15 protein-coding genes are annotated in these 22,997 nt (G+C 61.7%); 5 read left to right on the top strand and 10 right to left on the bottom strand.

Features of this window, described 5'->3' with window-relative positions; all coding sequences use genetic code 11:
* Positions 1 to 46: 46 nt before the first annotated feature.
* Entirely contained in the window at positions 47 to 1,084 is a 1,038-nt protein-coding gene (locus VGG53_RS08135) for a pyridine nucleotide-disulfide oxidoreductase (protein ID WP_331517538.1), read from the top strand.
* Between the two features lie 6 nt (positions 1,085 to 1,090).
* Here VGG53_RS08135 and VGG53_RS08130 read toward each other — a convergent pair whose 3' ends face one another.
* The 6 genes from VGG53_RS08130 to VGG53_RS08105 form a co-directional block, all read right to left on the bottom strand.
* Positions 1,091 to 1,762: a hypothetical protein gene (locus VGG53_RS08130; protein ID WP_331517537.1), complete on the bottom strand. Its 672-nt coding sequence runs from the start codon at positions 1,760 to 1,762 to the stop codon at positions 1,091 to 1,093.
* On the bottom strand, positions 1,750 to 2,163 hold the full coding sequence (locus VGG53_RS08125; RefSeq protein WP_331517536.1) for a thioesterase family protein: 414 nt from the start codon (positions 2,161 to 2,163) through the stop codon (positions 1,750 to 1,752). Before VGG53_RS08125 ends, VGG53_RS08130 begins: the two co-directional genes overlap by 13 nt.
* Positions 2,160 to 6,974: an NAD-glutamate dehydrogenase gene (locus VGG53_RS08120; RefSeq protein WP_331517535.1), complete on the bottom strand. Its 4,815-nt coding sequence runs from the start codon at positions 6,972 to 6,974 to the stop codon at positions 2,160 to 2,162. The genes VGG53_RS08125 and VGG53_RS08120 overlap by 4 nt, the downstream gene beginning before the upstream one ends.
* A 45-nt stretch (positions 6,975 to 7,019) precedes the next feature.
* Complete coding sequence (ettA, locus tag VGG53_RS08115; protein ID WP_331517534.1) at positions 7,020 to 8,696, bottom strand: energy-dependent translational throttle protein EttA; 1,677 nt, start codon at positions 8,694 to 8,696, stop codon at positions 7,020 to 7,022.
* Between the two features lie 139 nt (positions 8,697 to 8,835).
* On the bottom strand, positions 8,836 to 9,231 hold the full coding sequence (locus tag VGG53_RS08110; RefSeq protein WP_414688914.1) for a single-stranded DNA-binding protein: 396 nt from the start codon (positions 9,229 to 9,231) through the stop codon (positions 8,836 to 8,838).
* 148 nt (positions 9,232 to 9,379) lie between these two features.
* Complete coding sequence (locus tag VGG53_RS08105) at positions 9,380 to 10,105, bottom strand: hypothetical protein (protein WP_331517533.1); 726 nt, start codon at positions 10,103 to 10,105, stop codon at positions 9,380 to 9,382.
* A gap of 202 nt (positions 10,106 to 10,307) precedes the next feature.
* Here VGG53_RS08105 and VGG53_RS08100 point away from each other — a divergent pair, with 202 nt between their 5' ends.
* Positions 10,308 to 12,062 (top strand): hypothetical protein, encoded by a 1,755-nt coding sequence (locus VGG53_RS08100; protein WP_331517532.1) that lies wholly within the window; start codon positions 10,308 to 10,310, stop codon positions 12,060 to 12,062.
* 179 nt (positions 12,063 to 12,241) lie between these two features.
* Positions 12,242 to 12,736 (top strand): hypothetical protein, encoded by a 495-nt coding sequence (locus VGG53_RS08095; protein ID WP_331517531.1) that lies wholly within the window; start codon positions 12,242 to 12,244, stop codon positions 12,734 to 12,736.
* A gap of 117 nt (positions 12,737 to 12,853) precedes the next feature.
* On the opposite strand, the gene VGG53_RS08090 is transcribed toward VGG53_RS08095, so the two are convergent.
* From VGG53_RS08090 to VGG53_RS08075, 4 genes are read right to left on the bottom strand one after another with little or no spacing between them, the layout of a single operon-like run.
* Positions 12,854 to 14,077, bottom strand: a complete 1,224-nt coding sequence (locus tag VGG53_RS08090) for a hypothetical protein (protein WP_414688919.1) — start codon at positions 14,075 to 14,077, stop codon at positions 12,854 to 12,856.
* Positions 14,053 to 14,424 carry a YegP family protein gene (locus tag VGG53_RS24015; protein ID WP_414688913.1) on the bottom strand — a complete coding sequence of 124 codons (372 nt, stop codon included), beginning with the start codon at positions 14,422 to 14,424 and terminating at the stop codon, positions 14,053 to 14,055. The genes VGG53_RS08090 and VGG53_RS24015 overlap by 25 nt, the downstream gene beginning before the upstream one ends.
* The gene (locus VGG53_RS08080) at positions 14,372 to 15,673 is read right to left on the bottom strand and encodes an McrC family protein (protein WP_414688912.1); all 1,302 of its coding nucleotides are present in this window, start codon (positions 15,671 to 15,673) and stop codon (positions 14,372 to 14,374) included. The genes VGG53_RS24015 and VGG53_RS08080 overlap by 53 nt, the downstream gene beginning before the upstream one ends.
* Positions 15,645 to 18,269, bottom strand: coding sequence for an McrB family protein (locus VGG53_RS08075; protein ID WP_331517529.1), 2,625 nt, complete (start codon positions 18,267 to 18,269; stop codon positions 15,645 to 15,647). Before VGG53_RS08075 ends, VGG53_RS08080 begins: the two co-directional genes overlap by 29 nt.
* A gap of 870 nt (positions 18,270 to 19,139) precedes the next feature.
* On the opposite strand from VGG53_RS08075, the gene VGG53_RS08070 reads away from it, so the two are divergent.
* Complete coding sequence (locus VGG53_RS08070; protein WP_331517528.1) at positions 19,140 to 19,748, top strand: hypothetical protein; 609 nt, start codon at positions 19,140 to 19,142, stop codon at positions 19,746 to 19,748.
* Positions 19,749 to 19,878: 130 nt separating this feature from the next.
* A partial coding sequence (locus VGG53_RS08065; RefSeq protein WP_331517527.1) for a DEAD/DEAH box helicase occupies positions 19,879 to 22,997 on the top strand: 3,119 nt, incomplete at its 3' end.

The raw sequence follows: 22,997 nt of genomic DNA, 5'->3' as shown, positions 1-22,997 counted from the left end.
GCCCCACGGGTAGCGGGTGTGCGTTCGGTTCTCTTAAATGATGTGGATGACAACCTACGAGTGGACGGTCGTCGGAGCCGGGCCCGCCGGGACCGCCGCCGTGGGCAGGCTCCTTGACCAGGGAATCGCGCCGGACAAGATCGCCTGGATCGATCCGGCTTTTGCCGGTGGTGACCTCGGCGAGAAGTGGCGGTCGGTTTCGAGTAACACGCAGGTCGGAATGTTCCTCAGTTACCTGAACGGGTCTTCGGCATTTCGCTTCTCATCCGCGCCTCCGATGCCGCTCCAAGAAGTGGACCCGCAGGAGACGTGCGCTCTGGCGCTGATCGCGCAACCCGTGGTGTGGATCATCGAGCATCTACGTCAGGCGGTTGATGACTTTCAAACATCGGCGACCACATTGTCCCTGGCGAACAGGCAGTGGAAAATCCAGACGCAGCAAGGCGACATCAGCTCCACCAACGTGATCCTTGCCGTTGGGGCAGCTCCCAAAAAGCTTTCCTACCCCCATCTGACAGAGATCCCGCTGGAAGTCGCCCTCGACCCGCAGAAGCTCGCACAACAGCCGCTGGAGAATGCCACGGTCGCGGTTTTTGGGTCGTCCCACTCGACGATGATCGCCCTACCGCATCTGCTGCGCCAGCCGGTGCAGCGAGTGATCAACTTCTATCGAAGTCCACTCAAATACGCTATATACCTTGATGATTGGATTCTTTTCGACGATACCGGCCTCAAAGGGCGGGCGGCAGAGTGGGCGCGGGAGAATATCGACGGCGTGCTTCCCGAACGACTCGAGCGATGTTGGACCGGCAGTGAGGATTTCGCCGACAAGCTCGCCGCATGCGACCGCGCCATATATACGGTCGGGTTCGAGCGCAGAAAGCTGCCCGAGATCAAGCCATGGGGCCAACTGGATTACAACCCGACCAACGGGATCATCGCTCCCGGCTTATTCGGGCTGGGTATCGCGTTTCCGGCGTATGCGGTAGACGCCTACGGCTACGGCCAATATCGGGTGGGCCTGAAGAAATTCATGGACCACCTCAACGATGTGCTGCCCCTGTGGTTGCGCTATCCGCCGTGACGCGGCTCAGCGCAGCACCAGCGCCGGGTCACCGCGACGCCGGTACACCGAACCGAACCGGGCGTCGATGCGCAACCAGGCCGGCAGCACACGAACCCGCACGATCTCGTCGGCATCGACAGCCTCTGCCGACGGTGGCAGGAAACCCATTGCCGTCAGCGCGAATACACATCTCATCGGCACACCGACGCTGCCTTCTGCCGAGCTGACTCGGATCACCTCCTGGTCCAGCAGCGACACTGGAGGACCATGAGCGCTGCCGTGCTCTTTGGCTAATTGTCCGCCGCGTTGGGCCAAATCGAGCATCAGGCGGGCCGGTACGTCGTCGAGGTGGGCGAAGCCGGAGTCCGGTGGCAGTGCTCCCCGCCACGCGGAATCCATCGGAAAGCCCGGATTGACGTATCCCGAGCCGTCGATGGCAGCCAGTCCGCGCTCCAATTCGTCTGCGCCGACTGACAAGTCGTCAGGCCGGACAATGCCGGCCACTACCCTGCTGGCCAGCACGTCCAGGCCGGTGGACGCCCACGCGATGAATTGCCCGGGCGAACGCGTACGCAACCGGATGACCGTAGCGGCGTCGAGCCGGGCCGCCCGCTCGACGAATGCGGCCAGGTCCGCGCGATGGGCGGCGATGGACTCTGGCCCCAGCCACAAGCCGCGATCGGCTATCTCAGCCACCGCTGCAGGTATTCCCGATGATGCGGGGCCAGGCGCACCAGCCGCTGCTCGTCGATGTTGAACGCTGCCAGTTGCGACTCGCCGATGACGGCGGGCTTCGATTCCCGAGGAGCATTCACCGCACGCACTTCGTAGCCGATCGTGAAATCGACTGCTCGCAAACGCTTCACCCACATGGCGACCTGTAACGGGGAATCGGTCAGGCGCAGCTGACCTTTGTAGGTGACACGCACGTCGGCGATCAGCAGGCCGACGGTCGCAATATCCCCCGCGAAGGCCGGCGAGAGGAACGGGACGCGAGCCTCTTCCATGATGGTGACCATGGTCGCGTGATTGACATGCTGGTACATGTCGATGTCCGACCAGCGGACCGGGACCGCCGCGACGAAACCGGTACTCAACCTGCTGCTCCTCGACCGCTGGTGCGGGTCATCGAGCGAATCTGGCGCGCCGCCACCGACAATGTGGCCAAATCCCTTTGACCGCTTTCGTATATCTCGATCAATGTTCGCCGTGCCCGCTCCACCCGCGACACGCTGGTGTGTTCCCACTCGGCGATCTTCTCCTCGCCGGTTTCATCCGGCTCACCGACAGCGAGCACTTCGAAACACAACGACCGCAGCGACGAGTAGATATCGTCACGAATCGCCAAGCGCGCCAACGAATGCCAGCGATCGCTTCGTGGCAGTTCGGACACCGCGGTCAACAGGCCGTCGGTTCCCAGCCGGTCCATCAACGCGAAATAGGTGTCAGCGACCTCGGCGGGATCGTGGTCGTCGATGTCGGCGACGTCGATGATGTCGAGCAGGCTGTACCGGTACAGGCCGGTGGCAACCATGTAGGCAAGGTCCTCCGAGGCGCCCTGCCTGACGAACTCAGCCGCTTCCTTCTCGACGATCGCCTTGTCGTCACCGCGCAGCCACTCCGACATCCGCGGCGTCAGTGCGGCCACTTTGGTTGCGAATCGGTTGATTTCGGCGCCCACTGCCAACGGCTGCGGACGATAGTTGAGCAACCAGCGCCCGGCACGGTCGATCAGCCGACGGGTATCCAACGTCATCTGATCGGACACTGCGATCGGCAGCCCGGCCGAGCGAATGCTATGCCACAGCTGCTCCACGCCGAAGATCGCGTCGGTCGCGGCGTAGGTGCGTACCGCATCCACCGGACTGACCCCGGTGTCCTGGGTCATCCGGTAGTCGTAGCTGATGCCGGCAGTGTCCACCAGATCGTTCACCAGGATGGTGGTCACGATCTCCCGCCTCAGTTGGTGCGAACGGATCGCCGGACCGCACCGGGCCCGCAGCTGCGACGGGAAATATTGCGGCAGCTTGCCGGCGAACACCTCTTGATCCGGTAGATCGGTACCTAGCAGTTCGTCTTTGAGCGCCAACTTGACGTGCGCCATCAACGTCGCGAGTTCCGGCGACGTGAGCCCCAGGCCGACCTCGAGTCGACGCGCGATCTCCTTATCGGAGGGCAGCGCCTCGAGCTCGCGGTTGAGCCCGCGCTCGGCGACGAAATATTTGATCTGGTCGGCGTGTACGGGCAACAGGCTGGGGGCATTGGCGCGACTGGTGCCGATCAAGTCGTTCTGGTCAGCGTTGTCGGCGAGCACCAAGTCAGCGACCTCGTCGGTCATCGACTCGAGTAGCTGCGTGCGTTCACCTGGGTCGATGTTGCCCGCGGTCACCTGCGCGTCGACCAGAATTTTGATGTTGACCTCATGATCTGAGCAATCCACACCGGCCGAGTTGTCCATCGCATCGGTGTTGATCCGCCCGCCACACAAGTCGAACTCGACCCGACCGCGCGCCGTGACACCGAGATTGCCGCCCTCGCCAACGACTTTCGCGCGCAGTTGGTTCGCATTGACCCGAAGCGCATCGTTGGCCCGGTCGCCCACATCGGCATCGGATTCTGCCTCAGCCTTGACGTAGGTTCCGATCCCGCCGTTGAACAACAGATCCACCGGCGCCCGCAGAATCGCGCGCACCAGATTCGGTGGCGCCATCTCGGTGACGTCTTCTTCGATTCGCAACGCCTCGCGCACCTGGTCGCTGATCGGGATCGCTTTCTGTTCGCGGCTGTACACCCCACCGCCCTCGCTGATCAACGATGTGTCGTAGTCCTCCCAGCTGGAGCGGGCCAGGTCGAACATACGTCGTCGTTCCTGCCACGACGCGGCGGGATCGGGGTCGGGGTCCAAAAAGATGTGCCGGTGGTCGAAGGCGGCCAGTAAGCGAATGTGGGTGGACAACAGCATGCCGTTGCCGAACACATCACCGCTCATGTCGCCGACGCCGACCACGGTGAAGTCCTCGGACTGGGTGTCGACACCCATCTCACGGAAGTGCCGCTTGACCGCTTCCCAGGCACCTTTGGCGGTGATGCCCATCGCTTTGTGGTCGTAGCCGACTGATCCGCCGGAGGCAAAGGCGTCGCCCAGCCAGAAGCCGTAGGACTTTGCGACGTCGTTGGCAATGTCGGAAAACGTGGCGGTGCCTTTGTCGGCGGCCACCACCAGATAGGCATCGTCGCCGTCTCGCCGCACGACTCCCGGCGGGGCGGTGACCTCGCGGGTGGTGTGATCGACATTGTCGGTGATGTCGAGCAGTCCGGAGATGAACAGCTTGTAGCAGGCGACTCCTTCGTTGCGATTGGCGTCGCGGTCGGCGGCCGGCTCACCCGAGGGCAGCGGCGGTTGTTTGACGACGAAACCGCCCTTGGCGCCGACCGGCACGATGACCGCGTTCTTCACGGCCTGAGCCTTGACCAGGCCCAGGATTTCGGTGCGGAAGTCCTCCCGACGGTCCGACCAGCGCAGTCCACCGCGCGCCACGTAGCCGAATCGCAGGTGCACCCCCTCGACCCGGGGCGAGTACACGAAGATCTCGAACTTCGGACGCGGCAGCGGAAGCTCCTCGATCAGCTGGGCATCCAATTTCAACGACAGCACATTGCTACTGCGGGCCGACCACTCTTGTGTCACAAAGTAATTGGTGCGCAGCGTGGCCTGAATCAGTTCGGCGAACGCGCGCAGGACACGATCAGTATCCATGCTCACCAACGCGTCGATATCCGAGGCGACCGCCGCCGCGGCGGCCTGCGCGTCACGGCTCTTCGGCGAGCTCGACGGATCGGGATCGAACAAAGCCTCGAACAACGTGACCAATGACCGTGCGGTGTGCGGGTTTTCGTTGACCACCGATTCGATGTGCGACTGACTATACGGAAAACCGGCCTGCCGCAGATATTTCGCGTAGCAGCGTAGCAGCACAACCTGCTGCCAGTTCAGGTCGGCACGCATCACCAGCTCGTTGAACCTGTCGATCTCAGCGCGGCCTTCCCAGATCGCGGTCACCGCATCGGCGAAGCGCTGGGCGGTCGCCTCACGTTCAGGTCCGGGTTTCGCCAGCGGGACAGTGGGTTGCGGCGCGATCTTGAACTGGTAGATCCACACCGGCAAGCCGTCCGGGCGATTCACCGTGAACGGCCGCTCCTCGAGCACGACCACACCCATGGACTGCAGCATCGGCAGCAGCTGGCTCAGCGATGCCGTTCGGCCGCCCAAATACCATGTCAGCCGGACGGTCTCGTCATAGTCGTGGTCGGACAGCACCAGCTTGACCGAGTCGTCAGTCAGCTCTTCGAAGATGGCGATGTCATTGATCGCATCGGCCGGGGTGACGGCCTGTTTGTACGCCTCGGAGAACGCGGCCGTGTAATGCTCAGACTCGAGGGGCTCCACCCCGGCCGCGGCCGCCTCGCCGAGCAGCCGGTCGGACCAGGTACGCGCGGCCTCGGTCAGCAGTGCCTGGACCCGCACCCGGTTGGTGTCGGAGGTGTCGATGTGTGTGGAGTTGTCTTCGCGCAACCGGACCATGAAATGCAATAGCGCCCAAGGTGATTCGGTGACGCGAGCGGTAAATTCGAGGCTGGTGCCGCCGAATTCCCGAACCAGGATGTCTTCGATTTGCAAGCGCACTGCCGTCGTGTAGCGGTCGCGCGGCAGGTAGACCAGGCACGAGACGAAGTACTCCAGACGGTCAGCGCGCAAGAACAGCAACGCCCGTCGTCCTGATCCGAGGTCGACCACGGACTTGGCCATCGCCAGCAACTGCTCGGCGCTGCGCGCGAAAAGCTCCGAACGGGGCACGGTCTGGATGACGTCGAGCAGCAGTTGTCCGGGGTAGCCGGCGTCGAGGTCAGCCAACGTGAGTACCTCGTGGACGCTGCGCGAGATGATGGGGATCTCAAGGACATCGGCGTTCATCGCGGCCACCGTGAACAACCCGATGAGGCGATGCTCGAAGACGCTGCCGTCGGCGTTCTCCCGGACGGCGAAGACATAGGGATAGGCACCGAAACGCAGATAACTGGCAACATCGGTCTGCGCCAACGCCAACAGTTCGTGCTCCTCGGTCAGGCGCGGACGGGAACGCTTGCGGTGGCGCAATACACCGAGGCTGGTCGTCGCTGCATCGCCCGACACACGTCCGTCGTGGACTGGACAGCGTTGATACCCCAGCAGCGTGAAATGCCCGTCGGCCAGCCAACGCAACAACATGGCGACATCGCCGCCGTTGGCGCCCGGGTAGTGCCCGTTCGCGTTGGTTTGCACGTCGTCGGCGAGGTCGGTCAGAACGGCGATCATCGCTGTCGAGTCCGCTGCGACCCGGCGCAAGTCGGCGAGCACACCCGGCATCAAACGTTCGGCTTCATGTAAGGCGTTGCGGTCCACCGACGGCAGGAGCTGGACGTGGATCCAGGTCTCGTCGATCCCGTCGCCGCCGGAATCGTTCGGCCGCACCGTGAGCAGGTCTCCGGCATCGTCCCGGCGGACGTGAAAAACCGGGTTCATGATCGCCGTGTAGGCCACTCCGAGCCGATGCAGCAGGACGGTGACCGAATCCATCAGCATCGCGCCGTCGTCGGTGACCACCTGCAGGGCGGGACCGAATCCGCCCGGGTCGTCGAGTGGGTAGACGGCGACCCGGCTCTGCCCTGCCGGCCGATGCGAACCCAGCCGGTAGTGCGCGCTCAACAGCGCCGGCGTCACCGCGGGAGCCGGATTGGGCGCGGACACGGACTCTACTTCGGCCCCGTTGTCGTGCGGGCCTTGGTAGGTCTCGGTGTAGGCCGTGACGATCCAGTCGGGGATGTCGTCGCTGTCGGTGAACTTCGTCCAGTTCAGAGCATCAACCGTCATGCCGACCGCTCCTCAGCACGCATACCAACGCTGGCACGCCTGACCCTAGTCGCGAGTGAGCCTTCGGTGAGTCACTCTGTGCGGACGCGCCGCCTCGGCTCCGAGCCGCTCGATCTTGTTCTCCTCGTAGGCGCCGAAGTTGCCCTCGAACCAGAACCACCTGGCTTCGTTGTCGTCGTCGCCTTCCCACGCCAGGATGTGCGTGCACGTCCGGTCGAGGAACCAGCGGTCGTGGGAGATCACCACCGCGCAGCCGGGAAATTTCTCCAGCGCGTTCTCCAGCGAGCCCAGCGTCTCGACGTCGAGGTCGTTGGTCGGCTCGTCCAGCAGGATCAGGTTTCCGCCCTCTTTGAGGGTGAGCGCCAGATTGAGCCTGTTGCGTTCACCACCAGACAACACCCCGGCCGGCTTCTGCTGGTCGGGACCCTTGAAACCGAACGCCGACACGTAGGCCCGCGACGGGATCTCGTTCTGCCCCACCTGGATGTAGTCCAGTCCGTCGGAGACGACTTGCCAGACTGTCTTCTTCGGATCGATGCCGCCGCGCGCCTGGTCGACGTAGCTCAACTTGACGGTCTCGCCGACCTTGACGGTGCCGCTGTCGGGCTGTTCGAGTCCGACGATCGTCTTGAACAGCGTGGTTTTGCCGACGCCGTTGGGACCGATGACGCCGACGATGCCGTTGCGGGGCAGCGTGAACGACAGGTCCTTGATGAGCGTGCGTCCCTCAAACCCCTTGTCCAGGTGGTCGACCTCGACCACCAGGTTGCCCAGCCGCGGGCCGGTGGGGATCTGGATCTCCTCGAAGTCGAGCTTGCGGGTCTTCTCGGCCTCGGCCGCCATTTCCTCGTAACGCTGCAGGCGGGCCTTGCTTTTGGCCTGACGCGCTTTGGCGCCGGAACGCACCCAGGCCAGCTCCTCGGTCAGCCGCTTCTGCAGCTTGGCGTCCTTGCGGCCCTGCACGCCGATCCGCTCGGCCTTCTTCTCCAGGTAGGTGGAGTAGTTGCCCTCGTAGGGATAGGCGCGGCCGCGGTCGAGCTCCAGGATCCACTGGGCCACGTTGTCCAGGAAATACCGGTCGTGGGTGACCGCCAGCACCGCGCCCTCGTACGCGGCCAGGTGCTGTTCGAGCCACTGCACGCTCTCGGCGTCGAGGTGGTTGGTCGGCTCGTCGAGCAGCAGCAGGTCCGGTTTGGACAGCAGCAACTTGCACAGCGCCACCCGGCGCCGCTCACCGCCGGACAGGTGCGTCACCGGCTCGTCGGGCGGCGGGCAGCGCAGGGCGTCCATGGCCTGCTCGAGCTGGGAGTCCAGATCCCACGCGTTGGCGTGGTCGAGCTCTTCCTGCAGGCGGCCCATCTCGTCCATCAACTCGTCGGAATAATCGGTGGCCATCAGTTCGGCGACCTCGTTGAAGCGATCGAGCTTGACTTTGATGTCGCCGAGGCCTTCCTCGACATTGCCGCGAACGGTCTTCTCCTCGTTCAGCGGCGGCTCCTGCAGCAGGATGCCGACCGTTGCATCGGTGGCCAGGAAGGCCTCGCCGTTGTTCGGCTTGTCCAGCCCGGCCATGATCCGCAAGACGCTCGACTTGCCTGCCCCGTTGGGGCCGACGACACCGATCTTGGCGCCCGGATAGAAGCTCAAGGTGACGTCGTCGAGGATGACTTTGTCGCCGTGCGCCTTGCGGACCTTTTTCATCGTGTAGATGAACTCAGCCATACCGCGGTGTTGCCTTTCTGGTTGGCGAGGGATTGCTCGCGCCCCATCCTAGGCATCTTGTCCGGCTCCTCCTCACGCCGCTGCTCGGCGCGCATCGTCACCGGACGGGCATCTTGTCCGGCTCCTCCTCACGCCGCAGCTAAGCTGACAGCGGCAACGCCGTCTCCGCATCGCCCTTGTCGGCGTCTTCCGCGCTGCGGGCAGCACTGGCTTCCGCAGTGGCGTCTGGCACCGAGGTGACCGTCTTTTCGACGCGTGCAATGCAGCGCGACAGATCGGGGCCGACAGCGGTCGCGCGCATCTCCAGGGTCGAACGAGGGTTACCGTCGCGGTCCTCGTACTCACTGGTGTGCACGTGCCCGGTCACGATGACCGGCGAGCCCTTGCCCAGCGACGCCCCGACCCCGGCCACCAGACGACCCCCCCAGCAGTTGACGCTCAGGAACAGGGAATTGCCGGGCTCCCAGGTGCCGTCGGCGACACGACGCCGGGAATTGCTCGCGACCCGGAATTTCAGCACCTCCTGGTCCCCCACGGTGCGACGTATCGGGCCGTTGACGATGTTGCCGACGACAGTCGGTTTGAGTGTGTTTAGTGACTTGGCTCCAGTGCCAGCAACGCAAGGGCTTGTGCCGGTATTGCTGCCATCACGTTCACCGCAGATGACCAGAGGTTGCCACGGATCAGCCTGGGCAGTAGGCGTTGTAGTAGGTCGACTCGTCGGCCCTGGTCACCGGTGCGGGCCACTCCGTCGCTGGCACTTCTTCGACGCGGACTGTCGAAGAGTTGTCTGCAACTTTTAAGAGGGTGATCCGATAGAAATCGTCACCATCGCCACGCTTCCCTATGATGATCTTTTCCTCACCAACGCTGAAAGATACTCTCGGACAGCCAATCTGGTGAGTCGTCAGGTTGAGCACAGCTGTGGACCCGTATGCAAGTTCGCCGCCGATGATGAGTGCGCCATCGAAAAACTCTGCACTGCTGCTGGAGACGATTTCCGTCTCCACCGACGGACGGGGCGGCAGCGCCGACGCATTGCTCTTTGTGGTGGTTGTGCTTGTTGTGGTGGTTGGATCAGGCGAGTGCGATGCCGGAAGAGGGCTTGTTGTCTGCGGTGACGGCGCGGGCGAGTCGACCGCAATGGTGCTAATTGCGGTGATGGCCACCGCCAGGGCCAAGGAAACGACTGACGCTATGGCGTATGACGTTCGCTTCCAACCTGCACCCTGTCGATACGCCGCAAAAGCCACGGCACCGGACACCAGGGCAGCGGAGACCGCTAACAGTTGCGCAAGACCGCCTTTGGCAATGGTGGCGATCAGCGTGCAAATTGCGACAACGACGGCCAACCACCCGACGCTCGGCAGCAGATGTAAATCCGGCCGGTCGGGGTCATCACCTGGCACCAGCCGAGCATACGCAAACGCCATTCGTTAAGAGCCGCTTGGCAAGGGCTTGACCTGGGTGCGGTGTCCCGTCCTCGGCGTGGTCGCCCGTCTAGTCGGCAAGGGCTGTATTCGTTTGGACAAATACGCGAAGGGTGAGCGAGGTCTGCCGCTGCGAGCTGCTAGACATGTTGAAGGGAAATGCAGAAGCGGGGGGCCGGGCGTGAGTTCTTCTGATCGAGATGCACCCAATGAACCCGCTGAGAACAAATCCGCACCGATCACGCCGACGGACGACACCCGACCGGCTCCCGAGGTCGACACCGAGCAGATCGAAAGGAAGGTCAGAAGGGCATTCGAACTTGTGCCCCCAATTGGCGAGGGTTGGCGGCGTTGGTACGACCTGCCATACCGACTGCTCAACTGGCTGCTCTTCTCGTGGCCGCGGCGCTTGCTGCATTGGCGACTGATCCCCCGACTCGGTAACGCTCTTAACTACTTAGGTGCCTTCAATCATTACGAGCGACTTAAGGTCGAGCCCCTCGATGATCCGATGGAGAACCTTGTCATTCCGGAGGGCGAAGAAGTAACGCAAGGCGGTATCTGGGTCGTGGAGTTCTTTCCGCCGAGCTGCTTCTCAAGCCTTACGGAAGCTCTGGCGAAGAACGGTTGGGACGAGCCAAGTCGGATGTACGGGTTCGACGACGGTACGAATGCCCAAAAGGTCACGCTAGCCCGCCGGGGCAAGGGCTTCTCGTGGTCAAACATTGGCGCTGTGGCGGACCCCAAGTCTCGCTACTCAAGCATTGACGCCAAGCATGAGGTACTCCCTGAGGAGTTCCGCCTAATCCAGCTGACTGCTGTCCAACTCGGACAGAGCCTGACCGCGGTCACCGCATTCTTTCGGTTAAGCGACCGTGGTCAAGAGGCGCTAAACAACGTTTGGAAGGCGCAGCACGAACCCACTTTCGAGTGGCAAGGGCTGCGGCCGCCTCACTCAGAGCCTCGTCTATTCGCGGCGATCCGAGCTACTCAGCGCGAGCGCAAGAGACTTCACGACCTTGCTCGATCTTGGCTTGCGGACCGGTGCGGTGGGTTTTTTTCTACTACTAAAGCAGGGCAGCCAGTCGTGGATTTCACCATGTTCGCCAAGTTTGATCCGACAGCTGCTGCGCCGACACGCGAGTTAGGCGATCCCCTACGCGCCCTTGGGATGGAGGGCGATCACGTATTCAACTACATCTCGCCGCAGCTTCCGGGAGCGGTGTTGGTCCGTGGGGAATCACTTCGCCCTTATGACAGCGAAGATCTCACCAACTGTTGGGGGCTGGTGGGCGCATACGAGGTCTTTGCAGACCACAACGACGAGATTGGGCACGGCCAAAAGCCCTACTCAGTTGCCACCCTGGGCGCGATGTCGGACGACGCCATTCGGGACTTTCTTCTGAACGTCGCCGCCGTCCGTTATACGGAGCAGCTCAGTGAGATCTACTCGGACGCGCGAGACACCGCTCAAAGAAAGCACCGGGAGTTCAAACCCCGCAAGGTAGAAAAGCTCAGGCGTGAGTTGCTCACAACGAGCCTCGACTTGCCGGTTGTAGCCCGTGACACCGCGTTCCTGTGGGAGCCCGCGTGGAGGCTGTGGAACGGAATCGATGTGAAGGCGGTGTCGGTTCCTGGAGACCTTTACCCGGAGGAGGGCTTCGACCTGATCAAGGAGTTCGAACACAAGTCCAACAAGGCGTTTGAACAACTTGTTAGGGATGACGTCGCTTATCGTGACGTGCTTTCGACAGCTTCTGCACTTGGTGCTAGCGCGGCAAGTGCTCGCCTTGGTAGACGTGCCCTCTTCGTTTCTGGCACTTCCCTCCTTGTTTCGGTCGTATCTGTATTGACGGCGGACCACGCTTCAGCCTGGCATCACATCTCGGTCGTCCTTTCCGACTTGCGGCACTTCTGGTTGGACCATGCAAGCTGAGGACTACGCAACCGAGGTCCCACGCGTACCTGAGGAGTCAGTAGGCAGGCGACGGTGTCTGCCTGGGGGCGGAGCGATGGTGATGGCTCGGCCGGGGTGGCGAGTGCGTTGCAGTGCCTCCCTGTCACTGCTGCATGTGTGACCGGCGCAAAGCGCCGGCCACTCGCCGGCTCGACGACATGCGTGACCTCTTATCATCAATTGAAGCGTTAGGACTTCCGCAAGCCAATTATGTTATGCGAGCACTGATCCCAGCGGAGAATCAATCTTCATTGCGCTCACTCAGGATCGTCAGATCCATAGAGCTGAGCTTCGATGGAGCAGGCGACGCGATCAGGGCGACGGCAGACATTATCGATCCGTTGGGTCGGCGCGCCAAGAAAGAACACAACCGACACTCACAGGCGATGAATCGTTTGGAGGAAGAGGCAAAACAAGAGCAGCTCGCGCATCTGGATGAGATGAATTGGTTGGAGGAAGAAGCCAAACGGACTGCTGTTGGTAGGGCGAGATTGGATCTTGCCCTCGAACTGGCCGAGCATCTTGACGACTCAGGACCAGTGCTTAGAGAAATAGCAGAGCAAGCCTTGCGAGGATTGATCCGAGGAGCGAGTGCGCTTGACACATTCGAAGTCAAAATACTTGAGGGTCCCACGGATTTGGAATCCGGCTGAACCGTAAACGGCAGCCTTCCGCTGTCACGGTGCAGGGTGGAGCAGCCTGCACCCTTCACGATCAGCCCCCGACAAATGTCGCGTTCGACGGGTTAGCGGCGTTGCGGTCGCGTGGCTTCAAAACATACTGAATCCCAGTCGTTTACGGAACTCAGCGAGTTCTCCGTACCCCGGCGGCCTCACGGTCGGCATCGCTATCGATTTTGTCGCCGGGTCATGCTCGGCCACATACTGTTCACACCACTCCAGCCACTCGACGGCGGCGACTCGCTCTTCCTGGTCCGCCATGACATCGACTCGTCGGCGCAATACGTTGAGATAGGCCCGTAGACGCCCGGCTAGTTCCCACGCGTTAACGTCGGCGATGAGCTGGTCCCCGAGTGTCCGCTGCCTGTACTCCTCAAGTGCGATCTCGTCTTCACGCTCTCGCCGTTCGCGAGCCGCGATCTGCCGTTGCCGCTCGGCTGCCTTCCGCTCGGCATCGATGGCTGCCCACCGCTCGAAAACCGGCATGACGTCGCAAAGGCGCGACTCCAACCGAAGCTTCGCGGTGTCTTCCCACCCAACCTTGGAGCTGTAGCCGCTATCAGTCGCCAACGTCATATGCAGCCTGCCGGACTTCACATAGTCGTGCGTCGGAATGCGATACCACGTATCCCGCTTGGCTTTTTCCAGCTCCTTCGCGGTTGCAACATGCGGCACACGATCCTGTGGTTCCGAGACTGCCAAAGCACAGCGGACGTCATCGATCTCGAACACCAAGCAACCAATGATGCCGCCCGTCGGCTCGCCGTACCCATGGCGGTTGGGGCGTTTTGAGACACTCACCCCGTGCCTACGGGCATCCGCTTCGCGGGCAAGCGCGTGCAGAAGCCTGAAGGCACGCGGACGAAGCGCCGCGCTGACGTGATCGAGCCGTTTGTCGGTTCTTAGTTCGGCAACGACCGGGTGCCATCTGCCGATGCGCTCCGGCAAGAACCCGCTTCTCCAATCGCGACTCACCCCCGACAGGCGCAGGACGATGCGGTCTGGCTTCAGCCATTCATGCAGGATGACTTGCTGGCTGTCCGGTGCCATCTGCCGACGATTGATGATGGATACCAGATGCTTGTAGTTCGTGTCATCGTCAGCGATGTTCCGTTCTAGGATTCCTCCAGCATCGACGATGTTTTTCACCAGTTGGTGGGTCGGCTTCAGCGCGGCTGCCTCTGCTAACTTGCGCTGGCGTAGCGGCTTCGCAACCGCGACTGGGGCGGTCGCCGGGGGCGTCGAGCGGACGCGGTGAAGCTTGTGCCCCGGCGGGTAGTTGCCGGTCACTAGATAATGAGTACCAGCAGGCAGTATCGACGCGTTCCAGACACCACCGCGCTTCGAGACCGCGACCAGTCCGCGCCATTCAAGTGCAGCCGCAGTTGTCTTATAGGTGTGGTCAGGCCATCGCTCTTCCTGGCACCCCTCACTAATCCATCGAAGGATGTCGATCTGTCGCTGGTTGAGTGGAGCATCAAGGGCCACAACACCATTGGATCAGCCGACGTGACGTCGTGCACGCGGAGATTTGTTCTCAGCGAGTGAGTGCCGTCCTCGGCGTGCCCTTTGGTCTCATATCCTTCGCTTGAGACGATTACCTCGCCGTTAGCGGCTTTGAGGTGAAATCGGAACTCTCCGCGTGTTTTTGAACACCTCAAACTTGCCTGCCGTCTCCTGTCCTTTGGCGATAGCCTCAAGCACCGTGGCGGCCGATTTGGTCTGGTCAAGCACGCTCCGCCACGGGAGAGATAGGTTGATGCCCACAGCGTCGATGTCGATGTGGCCCCCTAGGCCAGGAAGAGCCGCGCGCTGTGACGTATGCGGTTTCTGGTCGGCGTAGATGAGAAGCCCTCTCGGAACGCCCAGGGCCGCGCAGTAGGCAAAGAGCTGGTAAATGTCTGGCTGTTTGAAGTCGCCGATGTCATCGGTGCGTTTGTACTTGACGTCGGCGACCGCGACGGGCCTGCCGTCCTTCAGGACCACCAGGTCGGGGCGCATAGCGACACCATTCAACGGCTCATTCGAGTCGACGACCCGGGCTTGGTCGGTCAGTGCTACTGGTAGCTGTGGCTTCACCTCAAATCCAGCTTCCAAAAGCTCCTCGCTCACAACGATTTGGACGAATCGCTCGAACACGCGGTCCATTTGGACTGTGAATGCGCGTCCGACAATGCGCCCCGCCTCGTCGCGGAGCGAACGGAACGAGAGAATAAGCGTCGCTAGCCAGTACGCCGGTTCCCAGTGCGCGGTCAGGTGAGTGAAGTGCACATCACGGCGAAGATCGACTTCGGTGGGATCTGACTGGACTGTCGTAAACATACGACGATGTCGGTCGCGAACACGTGCGCTCAGCTCCGCGGCGAGCCCCGGAATCGCAAGCGCCGCCGAATGCGCCTCCTTCAGGATTCGATTCAGCGGGATGTCGTCGGTGTAGTCAGCGAAGCGGCATTCTAGGGGGTAGGGCTGTAGTTGCCGGCGGCGCAACTGCTCAGCAATGTCAATGCGACCTCGAATAGTCGCAAGGGTGTCGGATACCTCAAGGTAGTCGCGTGCAAGCCCAAATACCCTCATGCGCTCCATCTCGGCATCGAAAAACCGAACAAGGGACGCGAAGAGATCCTCCGTCTGCGCGAACGGGAAATACTCTGGGGCCCAGCGCAGACGACGTGCGTAGGACAGCAGAAAGAAGAGGTCGGGAATGTCCACCTTCGGTCGGATCAACACATTCACGGATGGCAAGACAACCGTGCCGACTTGGTTGCCCGCTGTGAGCTGGTAGCGCCCCTCAGCGGTTACCCCGAGCTGTAGCGACGCAGCCGTTGAAGCGGCAAGATCTCGTACTTGCTGAGCGTCGAGCGTCAGCTCCTTCTTCTCGTATTCACGAAGCGTAATCGTCGCGGGATCCACCAGCGATGCTTTCCTGTTGCATAGCCGGTTGATTGGACGCGGCAACGGACTTTCTGACGGCGGCGAGGGTGTAGCTTGACAACTTTTGCTCTTGGCCGAAGAGCTGGTCTTGCAGGAAGGGCTCAATGTCAGTTCGCCAAATGCGTTCAACCCTATCCTGATTCAGCGGTGCCGCACCGCGGGGACCAACGACAGGCGACCCAGGCATGAAGTAGCTGTGGCCGATTTGGAGCTGCTTGCCAGGGAAGTCCGCGGCAAGCTTTTCGTTGAGTCGGTCCACCCAGTCGGCGAGTTCCAGCATCGACGGCTCGTTGGCCTGAAGCCATCGTCTTAGGAGTCCGTCTAGCGGTGACACGTTGGGCGCAAGCTGCACGAAATGGAACCGCCGGCGGAGAGCTGCGTCGATCACCCCAATGGAGCGGTCGGCGGTGTTCATGGTCCCGATGATCACGAGGTTGCTCGGCAGAGTGAATCGCCGCTTTTCCCATTTGTCCGGGTACATGAGGTCTATTGATTGATCGCGGTACTCGAGCAAGTACAGCAGCTCGCCGAAGATCCGTGGGAGGTTGCCTCGGTTAAGCTCGTCGATGAGGAGCACGTACAGGTTGTCAGTGTCACGGGAGGCATCCGCCGCGAGCTTAGTAAGCGGGCCGTCCTCCGGCTCGTACCTCAGGATCCCTGTTTCGTTCACTCCCGGCCGGTAGCCACGGACGAAGTCCTCATAGCTGTAACTCGGGTGGAACTGCACGATGCGACGTTGTTGCGGGTAGGGGGCGAGGACCTCCATGAGGCGGTTGGCTATGAACGTCTTACCGGTTCCGGGCGGCCCATAGAGAACGATCTGGCCCTTCTCAAAGAGCATCTCGCGCAGTCCAACTAGGAACTGATCGTCACTCAGATAGAGCTCGCCAGCGAGCGAGACCAGGGCGGCATCGTCAAGCACAGCGGAAGTTTCGTCCGCATCGGCGGTGTCCTTGGCAAAAAACTCGGCGAAAACATCGCTCCACCAGAAGATGTAGGACTTCGCCCAATCCCACTCCCACCCGTATTCCTGTGGCAATCGACGTAGTACGCGGTCCCAAGCCTCGAACCGTGCGCCAATTGTTGCGCTAGCCGGCAGCGCGGGGAGCTTCCCGACGCGTTTGAGGATGGCTTCCTTGACGTGCATGCGATTCATGCCGCTGTGATTCGCCTGATCTACGAAGCACATAAGCATGCTGGGAACGGCCAAATCATCGGTGATGTACCGGCGGGGGCGTTGCAAAGCCAGCATTTCATCGACGCGCGTTGCGACGTTGCCGGTTCCGAAGAGCAACGTCTTCAACGCGCTCTTGAGTTTCGGTAGATCCTCCTCAAGTGCCCGCCAGGACTCGGCATTCGCGCGCTTCGGCGCGGGTGTTCCGGGGCCGAGCCGGAACAGACCCGTTTCGGCGTTCGTATGGCTATCGACTTGATTGAGAAAGGTAAAGAACCCGTCGGCCGTCAGCTCGTTAAGCGAATCCTCGGTTCCAAAAGTCGATTCGAAAACGGCCTTGGCGGCTTCCCAACCTTTGCGGTACTTGTCCAGTAGGGCCTCATCAACCGTCTCCTCGAACTTCGCGAGCGCCGCCTCCAGCGGGTCGATCGGCGGCGGTGCTTCTCCGTAGACGAAGTCGATCAGCGGTGCCACTGCATTTAGCAGCGAATACATTTCTTGGGCAATACCCGTGCCCAGCGCTTCAACCTCCTCGGGGTCGAAGTACCGCGATACGCTCGCGCCAGCGCCCTCGGGTGAGGCCGCGTAACTGAGCCAGTTTCGGAGGTCGTTGAACTCAGAGGCTCCTGCCTCGCTTCGCCACCGCTTGCGGAACCGGTATTCCGGCCCAAGCGACACTGCACTGATGATGGAGTCTGGAAGCTCTGGCAGACGTTCCCGCAGTTCGGCGAATGAAGCTTGAAGCCCGGCTAGCTTCTCGGCGGATAGTTGTGCCGATCCCGCACCGAGACAGAAACAGAGTTCTGCACCGTCCGCGCGGATAATGAGGGCGACCTGAAGAGCGAACGATTGATGACCTGCCGCGGTTGGATACGCACAACCCCAAAGGTCCGGCGGGGAGATCGCGTTGGGATTGACTCGAGACTCATAGTGGGCCAGCTTGGTGGTTCCTGGGTGTCCGCTGGCCAGCCAGGCGAACAGGTCCACGAGCGATGACCGAACGTCCTTGAAATGGGCACGATCTTCGAGCTCGACCCCAGCCGGCCAAGCGACCCTGTTGGTGTAGCGCTGGAATAGCGCGCAGTCCGCCGCACGGAATCGGACTGGTGGCGGTGACGTCGCTGCAACTGCGTGGTCGTACTTCATTGCCAGCTCGGCCACTTGGGGGACTTCTTGGTCGAGGTAGGCGGCCAGCCCATGGGAGATGCCTTCTGAGGCGCGCATCTGGCGCAGCTTCGGAAGTTGCTGAGATGCGCGCCATGGGTGGGTGGTGGGTTGGTCGCCCAGGATTTGCGCCATGTCGCGGCGCTGGTAGCCGAGTTCGCGGTCGGTGATTCCGTCGATGTCGCCGCGGGCGACGCGGCCGATAACCGTTGAGGCTTGGGCCAGCCATCGGTGCATTTCGTCGCGTACCTCCGGCGGTACAGGTGCGATGGAAATGTTTCCTCCGTCTCCAACAGATGCGATGTTGTCGTCAGTTCATCCCAGCTAGCTGCGAAACTTCACTGACCCTCCGCGGGTCCCTTGATACGACATTATTCCGAGCGAGGGAGTCCGCAGGGAGTGTCTGAGGAATCCTGGCCCGGCGTTCCTCCAACCCTCCTGAATGAAGCTGGCCCCACGAATCTCCCGATCCGCGGGGCCAGCCCGGCAAGGGGTCATCGGGTAACGATCCCCGTAGACAGCGAGGTGCAGCCCTCTGACGCCCGGCCTGTCCCGTGAGTGATCAGTCCGCTTTTTGCCGTAGAGGCTACGATCCGCCTGGTCGGCCATGGCCTACCTTTGTGGATCAGTAGCTCTGTCGGAGACGTTACCACAGGAGAAGGGAACCTAAACGCGTCTGAGCTGGTAATATTGGCAAAAAGGTCAGGCTGCTCCTAGGGTTGTCGATCAGTAGCCCATACCTCTGTAGATGAGACGGCCATACGTCTATGGATTACTTGCACCTACGTCTGCGGCGTATACTATGGAGGACTACATGAATTACCGTGTGACCCCCATATGCGAGGACCGATGGTATCAGAGAAGGCACGGGCCGACTTCGAACACCGAATAGCCCTGTCCCGCGATCACGCCGATGACATCGATAAGACATCGGGACGCCGGACAAGTGCCCCGGTCCGGCTTGTGTTCGCATGTAATCGCACTCAGCAGAAAGCGGATACGCCATTGGCGAAGTTGGTCATCACAGGCGGGCGCGGTGCGGACGTCGGCCTGAAGCTGTACCTCGCTTTTATATGGCGTAGCTCTGCCGAGCCATTTACGACGACCTTGCCTGCCCGCAAGTGGGCCGAATTGCTGGCGCTGCCAGAGCCCGACACCAACGGTGCCAGGCGAGTCGCGGACGCCATCAAGGCCCTGCGGGACAACCATCAACTCATCGCGGTCGACAACCGTCCCGGCGAGCCCTCACAGATCACCCTCTTGCACGAGTCTGGATCAGGTCAGCCCTACACAAGGCCCCGAGGCAGAACGGCTCCCGAGCTCTATCTCAACGTTCCCGCAGCGATGTGGACCAGCGGACACATCCAGCGACTCACCGGACCAGGGGTCGCCATGCTGCTGGCGGTTCTGTCCGAGCAATCCAAGCCCGGTGATCCCGTGTGGTGGTCAACGACTCGCTGGGCCGAACGGATTAGCCTCGCATCAGCGACTCGCGCTCGCGGTACACGCGAACTCAAAGACGCCGGGTTACTCACCGTGAAAAAACGCCCCATCACCGTCAACGGAAAGGGCTTCGCCGCCGAGCAGGTCCGCAGCATCTATGCCGTCACCGGGGCCGCCAAGCTCCCGACGCAACCAGATAGGGCAAAGACGCCCAAAGCGAACTCACCTAACAAGAGAATCCGAGAGACGAAGGCAGCAAGGACATCTACCTAGTCTCTACGGTTGGGGCTGCGTTCGTTACGCCGAACCACACGGGCGGGAACTTCCTACGGTGCCTGGAGATTGATAGCGGCACGCAAAAGACGCCCATCACCGTCGTAGCCGTCGACTAGCATCCCGCGCCATGGCGACGTTCAGCGACCTGTTCGCCCGCCTCGACCCAGACCCAAGGGTCCGAGGCAAGCAGTTCGAGCATGTCTGCAAGTGGTTCCTCATCAACGACCCGACGTATAAGAGCACCTTGCGGCGTGTGTGGTTGTGGAGCGAGTGGACGGGCCGGTGGGGTGGAGACGCCGGGATCGATCTGGTTGCCGAGGACCACGACGGGCGGCTGTGGGCGATCCAGGCGAAGGCGTACGCCCCCGAGAACACCATCACCAAGGCCGACGTGGACAAGTTCCTGGCCGAATCCTCGCGGGCGGTGTTCTCCTATCGACTCCTGATCGCCACCACCGACAAGTTGCACCACGTAGCTCGGCGCACGATCAACGACCAGGAGAAGCATGTCGCCTTCGTCGGGTTGAGCGACCTCCTCACTTCGGAGGTGAGTTGGCGCACCAACCCGTTCGACATCCGCCCGTCCCCGCCGCCGAAGCCGGCCAAACCGAGGAAGGATCAGCGCGATGCGATCCGCGATGTCGTCAAGGGGTTTAGAAGGTCGGATCGCGGCCAGCTCATCATGGCTTGTGGAACAGGGAAGACGCTGACCTCTCTCTTCATCATGGAGAAGCTGGACGCCGAGCGCGTTTTGGTCCTAGTACCCTCCCTGTCCTTGCTGAAGCAGACCATGCAGGTCTGGCGAGTCAACGCCACGACACCGTTCGAAGCACTGCCCGTCTGCTCCGACGAAACGGTGGGAAGGTCCGAGGAGGACGCGGCGGTTTCTCACACCAGCGAGCTGGGAGTCCCGGTTACCACCGATCCCGCCGACATCGCCGCGTTTCTGCGACGGCGGTCGGGACGGCGTGTGGTGTTCTCGACGTACCAGTCCTCCCCGCGCGTTGCCGAGGGGTTCGCGCTCGGACGCGTGCCCACTTTCGACCTGGTGATTGCGGACGAGGCGCACCGTTGTGCGGGTTCGGCATCGACGGCCTTCGCCACAGTTCTCGATCCATCGGAGATCAAAGCCAAACGGCGATTGTTCATGACGGCAACACCCCGGTATTTCACCGGTCAGGTGATAAAAGCGGCGCAGGAAGCCGATCTTGAAATTGCGTCCATGGACGACGAAACCGAGTTCGGCACCGTGTTTTACCGACTGACGTTCGGGGAGGCGATAAAGCGCCGCCTCCTGACCGACTACCAGGTCGTAGTTGTCGGCGTGGACGACGCCACCTACCTCCAGTGGGCGGAGAAGGGGATGGTCATCACCCGCGATGGAAAAAGGATCACCGACGCGCGAACCCTAGCTGGGCAAATCGGTCTGGCGAAGGCGATGCGGAAGTACGACTTGCACCGCACCATCTCGTTTCACTCCCGCGTCGCCCGTGCTCGCGAGTTCGCTTCGGAAATGCCAGAAGTCATCGCATGGATGCCTGCCCGTCAGCAACCGAAGGGTGCGCTGTGGTCACGACACGCCTCCGGTGAGATGTCGGCAGGTGAGCGTCACGTCCTCCTCCAGCATCTAAGCCGACTCGATGATGGCGAGCGGGGGCTGTTGACCAATGCCCGGTGCCTTTCCGAAGGGATCGACGTACCAACCCTGGACGGGGTGGCGTTCATCGACCCACGCCGCTCGGAGGTGGACATCGTTCAGGCGGTGGGACGCGCGATCCGCAAGTCTGACGACAAAGACATCGGGACCATCGTTATTCCGGTGTTCATCGACGCCGACACTGATCCCGAATCCGCACTTGACGACTCAGCGTTCAAGCCGGTGTGGGAGGTGGTCAAAGCCCTCCGCGCCCACGATGAGGATCTCGCTGAAATACTTGACAGCCTGCGGCGGAATCTAGGTAAGGGTGGTCGGCTGCGACTACCCGGCAAGATTCACCTCGACTTGCCGACCAAGGTTGGCGTCGATTTCGCCAAAGCCTTCGGTGTCCGCCTCGTCGAACAGACCACGGGTTTATGGGAGTTCTGGTACGGGCTGCTGGAGCGGTACGTCACGGAGAATGGGACGGCACAGGTCAACAAGGGCTACGAGTTGGATGGACACCAGCTTGGCAGTTGGTGTGCAAACCAACGCGCAAGGCACAGACGCGGCGAGCTGGCCGCCGACAAAGTGAACCGTCTCGATTCACTGAAGGGGTGGGTCTGGGATCGCCATGACAGTCGCTGGGAGGCAGGGTTCCAACACCTGCTGGAGTACGAGGATGAGAACGGGCACGCCCTCATCTCCTCGCTGGAGGTGTTCAAGGGATACCCACTCGGGGCTTGGGTGGCTATCCAGCGTCGCGACGGTCGGAGTGGGAAACTAAGTGAGGAGCGCCGGGATCGGTTGGACTCAGTCTCTGGCTGGGTGTGGGGCCTGGAGGATGAGCGGTGGGAGAAGTATTTCCGCCTTTTGCAGGAATACATCGCTGTCCACGGAAATCCGCATGTCACACAGACATACACCACCGATGACGGAGTCCGGCTCGGCGCTTGGGTCAACGCTCAGCGTGCCCGATACAACCAAAAGAGACTAGAACCTGATCGCGCAGAGCGCCTGGCGAAACTGCCGGACTGGGTATGGAAAGCGTCGGAAGCCAAGTGGGACCAAGGCTTTCAGCACCTTCGTAACTTTGCTGAGGCCCATGGCAATGTAGGGGTTCCGATCGGCTACGAAATAGACGGATTCAAGCTGAGAGACTGGCTAACAAATAACCGGGCCAAGTTCGCCAAGCTGACCCCAGACCGCCAGCGTCGACTCAAAAGTCTGCCCGGCTGGGACGAATACTCACAGGATGTCAAGTGGGAGGCGGGTTTCCAGCGGATGCTCGACTATGTAAGTGAGCATGGTGACGCCAAGGTCGAACGGCCCTACGTGGTCGATGACGGCTATCCCTTGGGTTCTTGGGTAGGCACCCAGCGGCAGCAGTTCAAAATCGGAATCCTCGCTCCCGGCCGCGCGAAGAGGCTGGCGAAGCTACCGGGATGGCGGTGGGAACCGCGCGCGGGTAAGTGGGAAGAGGGGTTTGACCACTTGGTGGCGTACATGAAGCGGAACGCGGGTGAATTTCCCCCCGGGGACTACGTGGACGACGACGACTACCGGCTCGGAGCCTGGGTTCACATGCAGCGAAACCTAAATCGAAAAGG

The organism is Mycobacterium sp. (assembly GCF_036490025.1).
In the GTDB taxonomy this organism is placed as follows: Bacteria; Actinomycetota; Actinomycetes; order Mycobacteriales; family Mycobacteriaceae; genus Mycobacterium.
Note: the sequence above shows the minus strand (reverse complement) of the source record. Positions and strands in the feature narration are given on the sequence as shown.

What these genes read in the sequence shown, in the direction of transcription:
- VGG53_RS08120 (WP_331517535.1), bottom strand. Translation starts at nt 6,974, where the DNA reads ATGACGGTTGATGCTCTGAACTGGACGAAGTTCACCGACAGCGACGAC.
- VGG53_RS08095 (WP_331517531.1), top strand. Translation starts at nt 12,242, where the DNA reads ATGCGTGACCTCTTATCATCAATTGAAGCGTTAGGACTTCCGCAAGCC.
- VGG53_RS08075 (WP_331517529.1), bottom strand. Translation starts at nt 18,269, where the DNA reads ATGCACCGATGGCTGGCCCAAGCCTCAACGGTTATCGGCCGCGTCGCC.
- ettA (WP_331517534.1), bottom strand. Translation starts at nt 8,696, where the DNA reads ATGGCTGAGTTCATCTACACGATGAAAAAGGTCCGCAAGGCGCACGGC.
- VGG53_RS08135 (WP_331517538.1), top strand. Translation starts at nt 47, where the DNA reads ATGACAACCTACGAGTGGACGGTCGTCGGAGCCGGGCCCGCCGGGACC.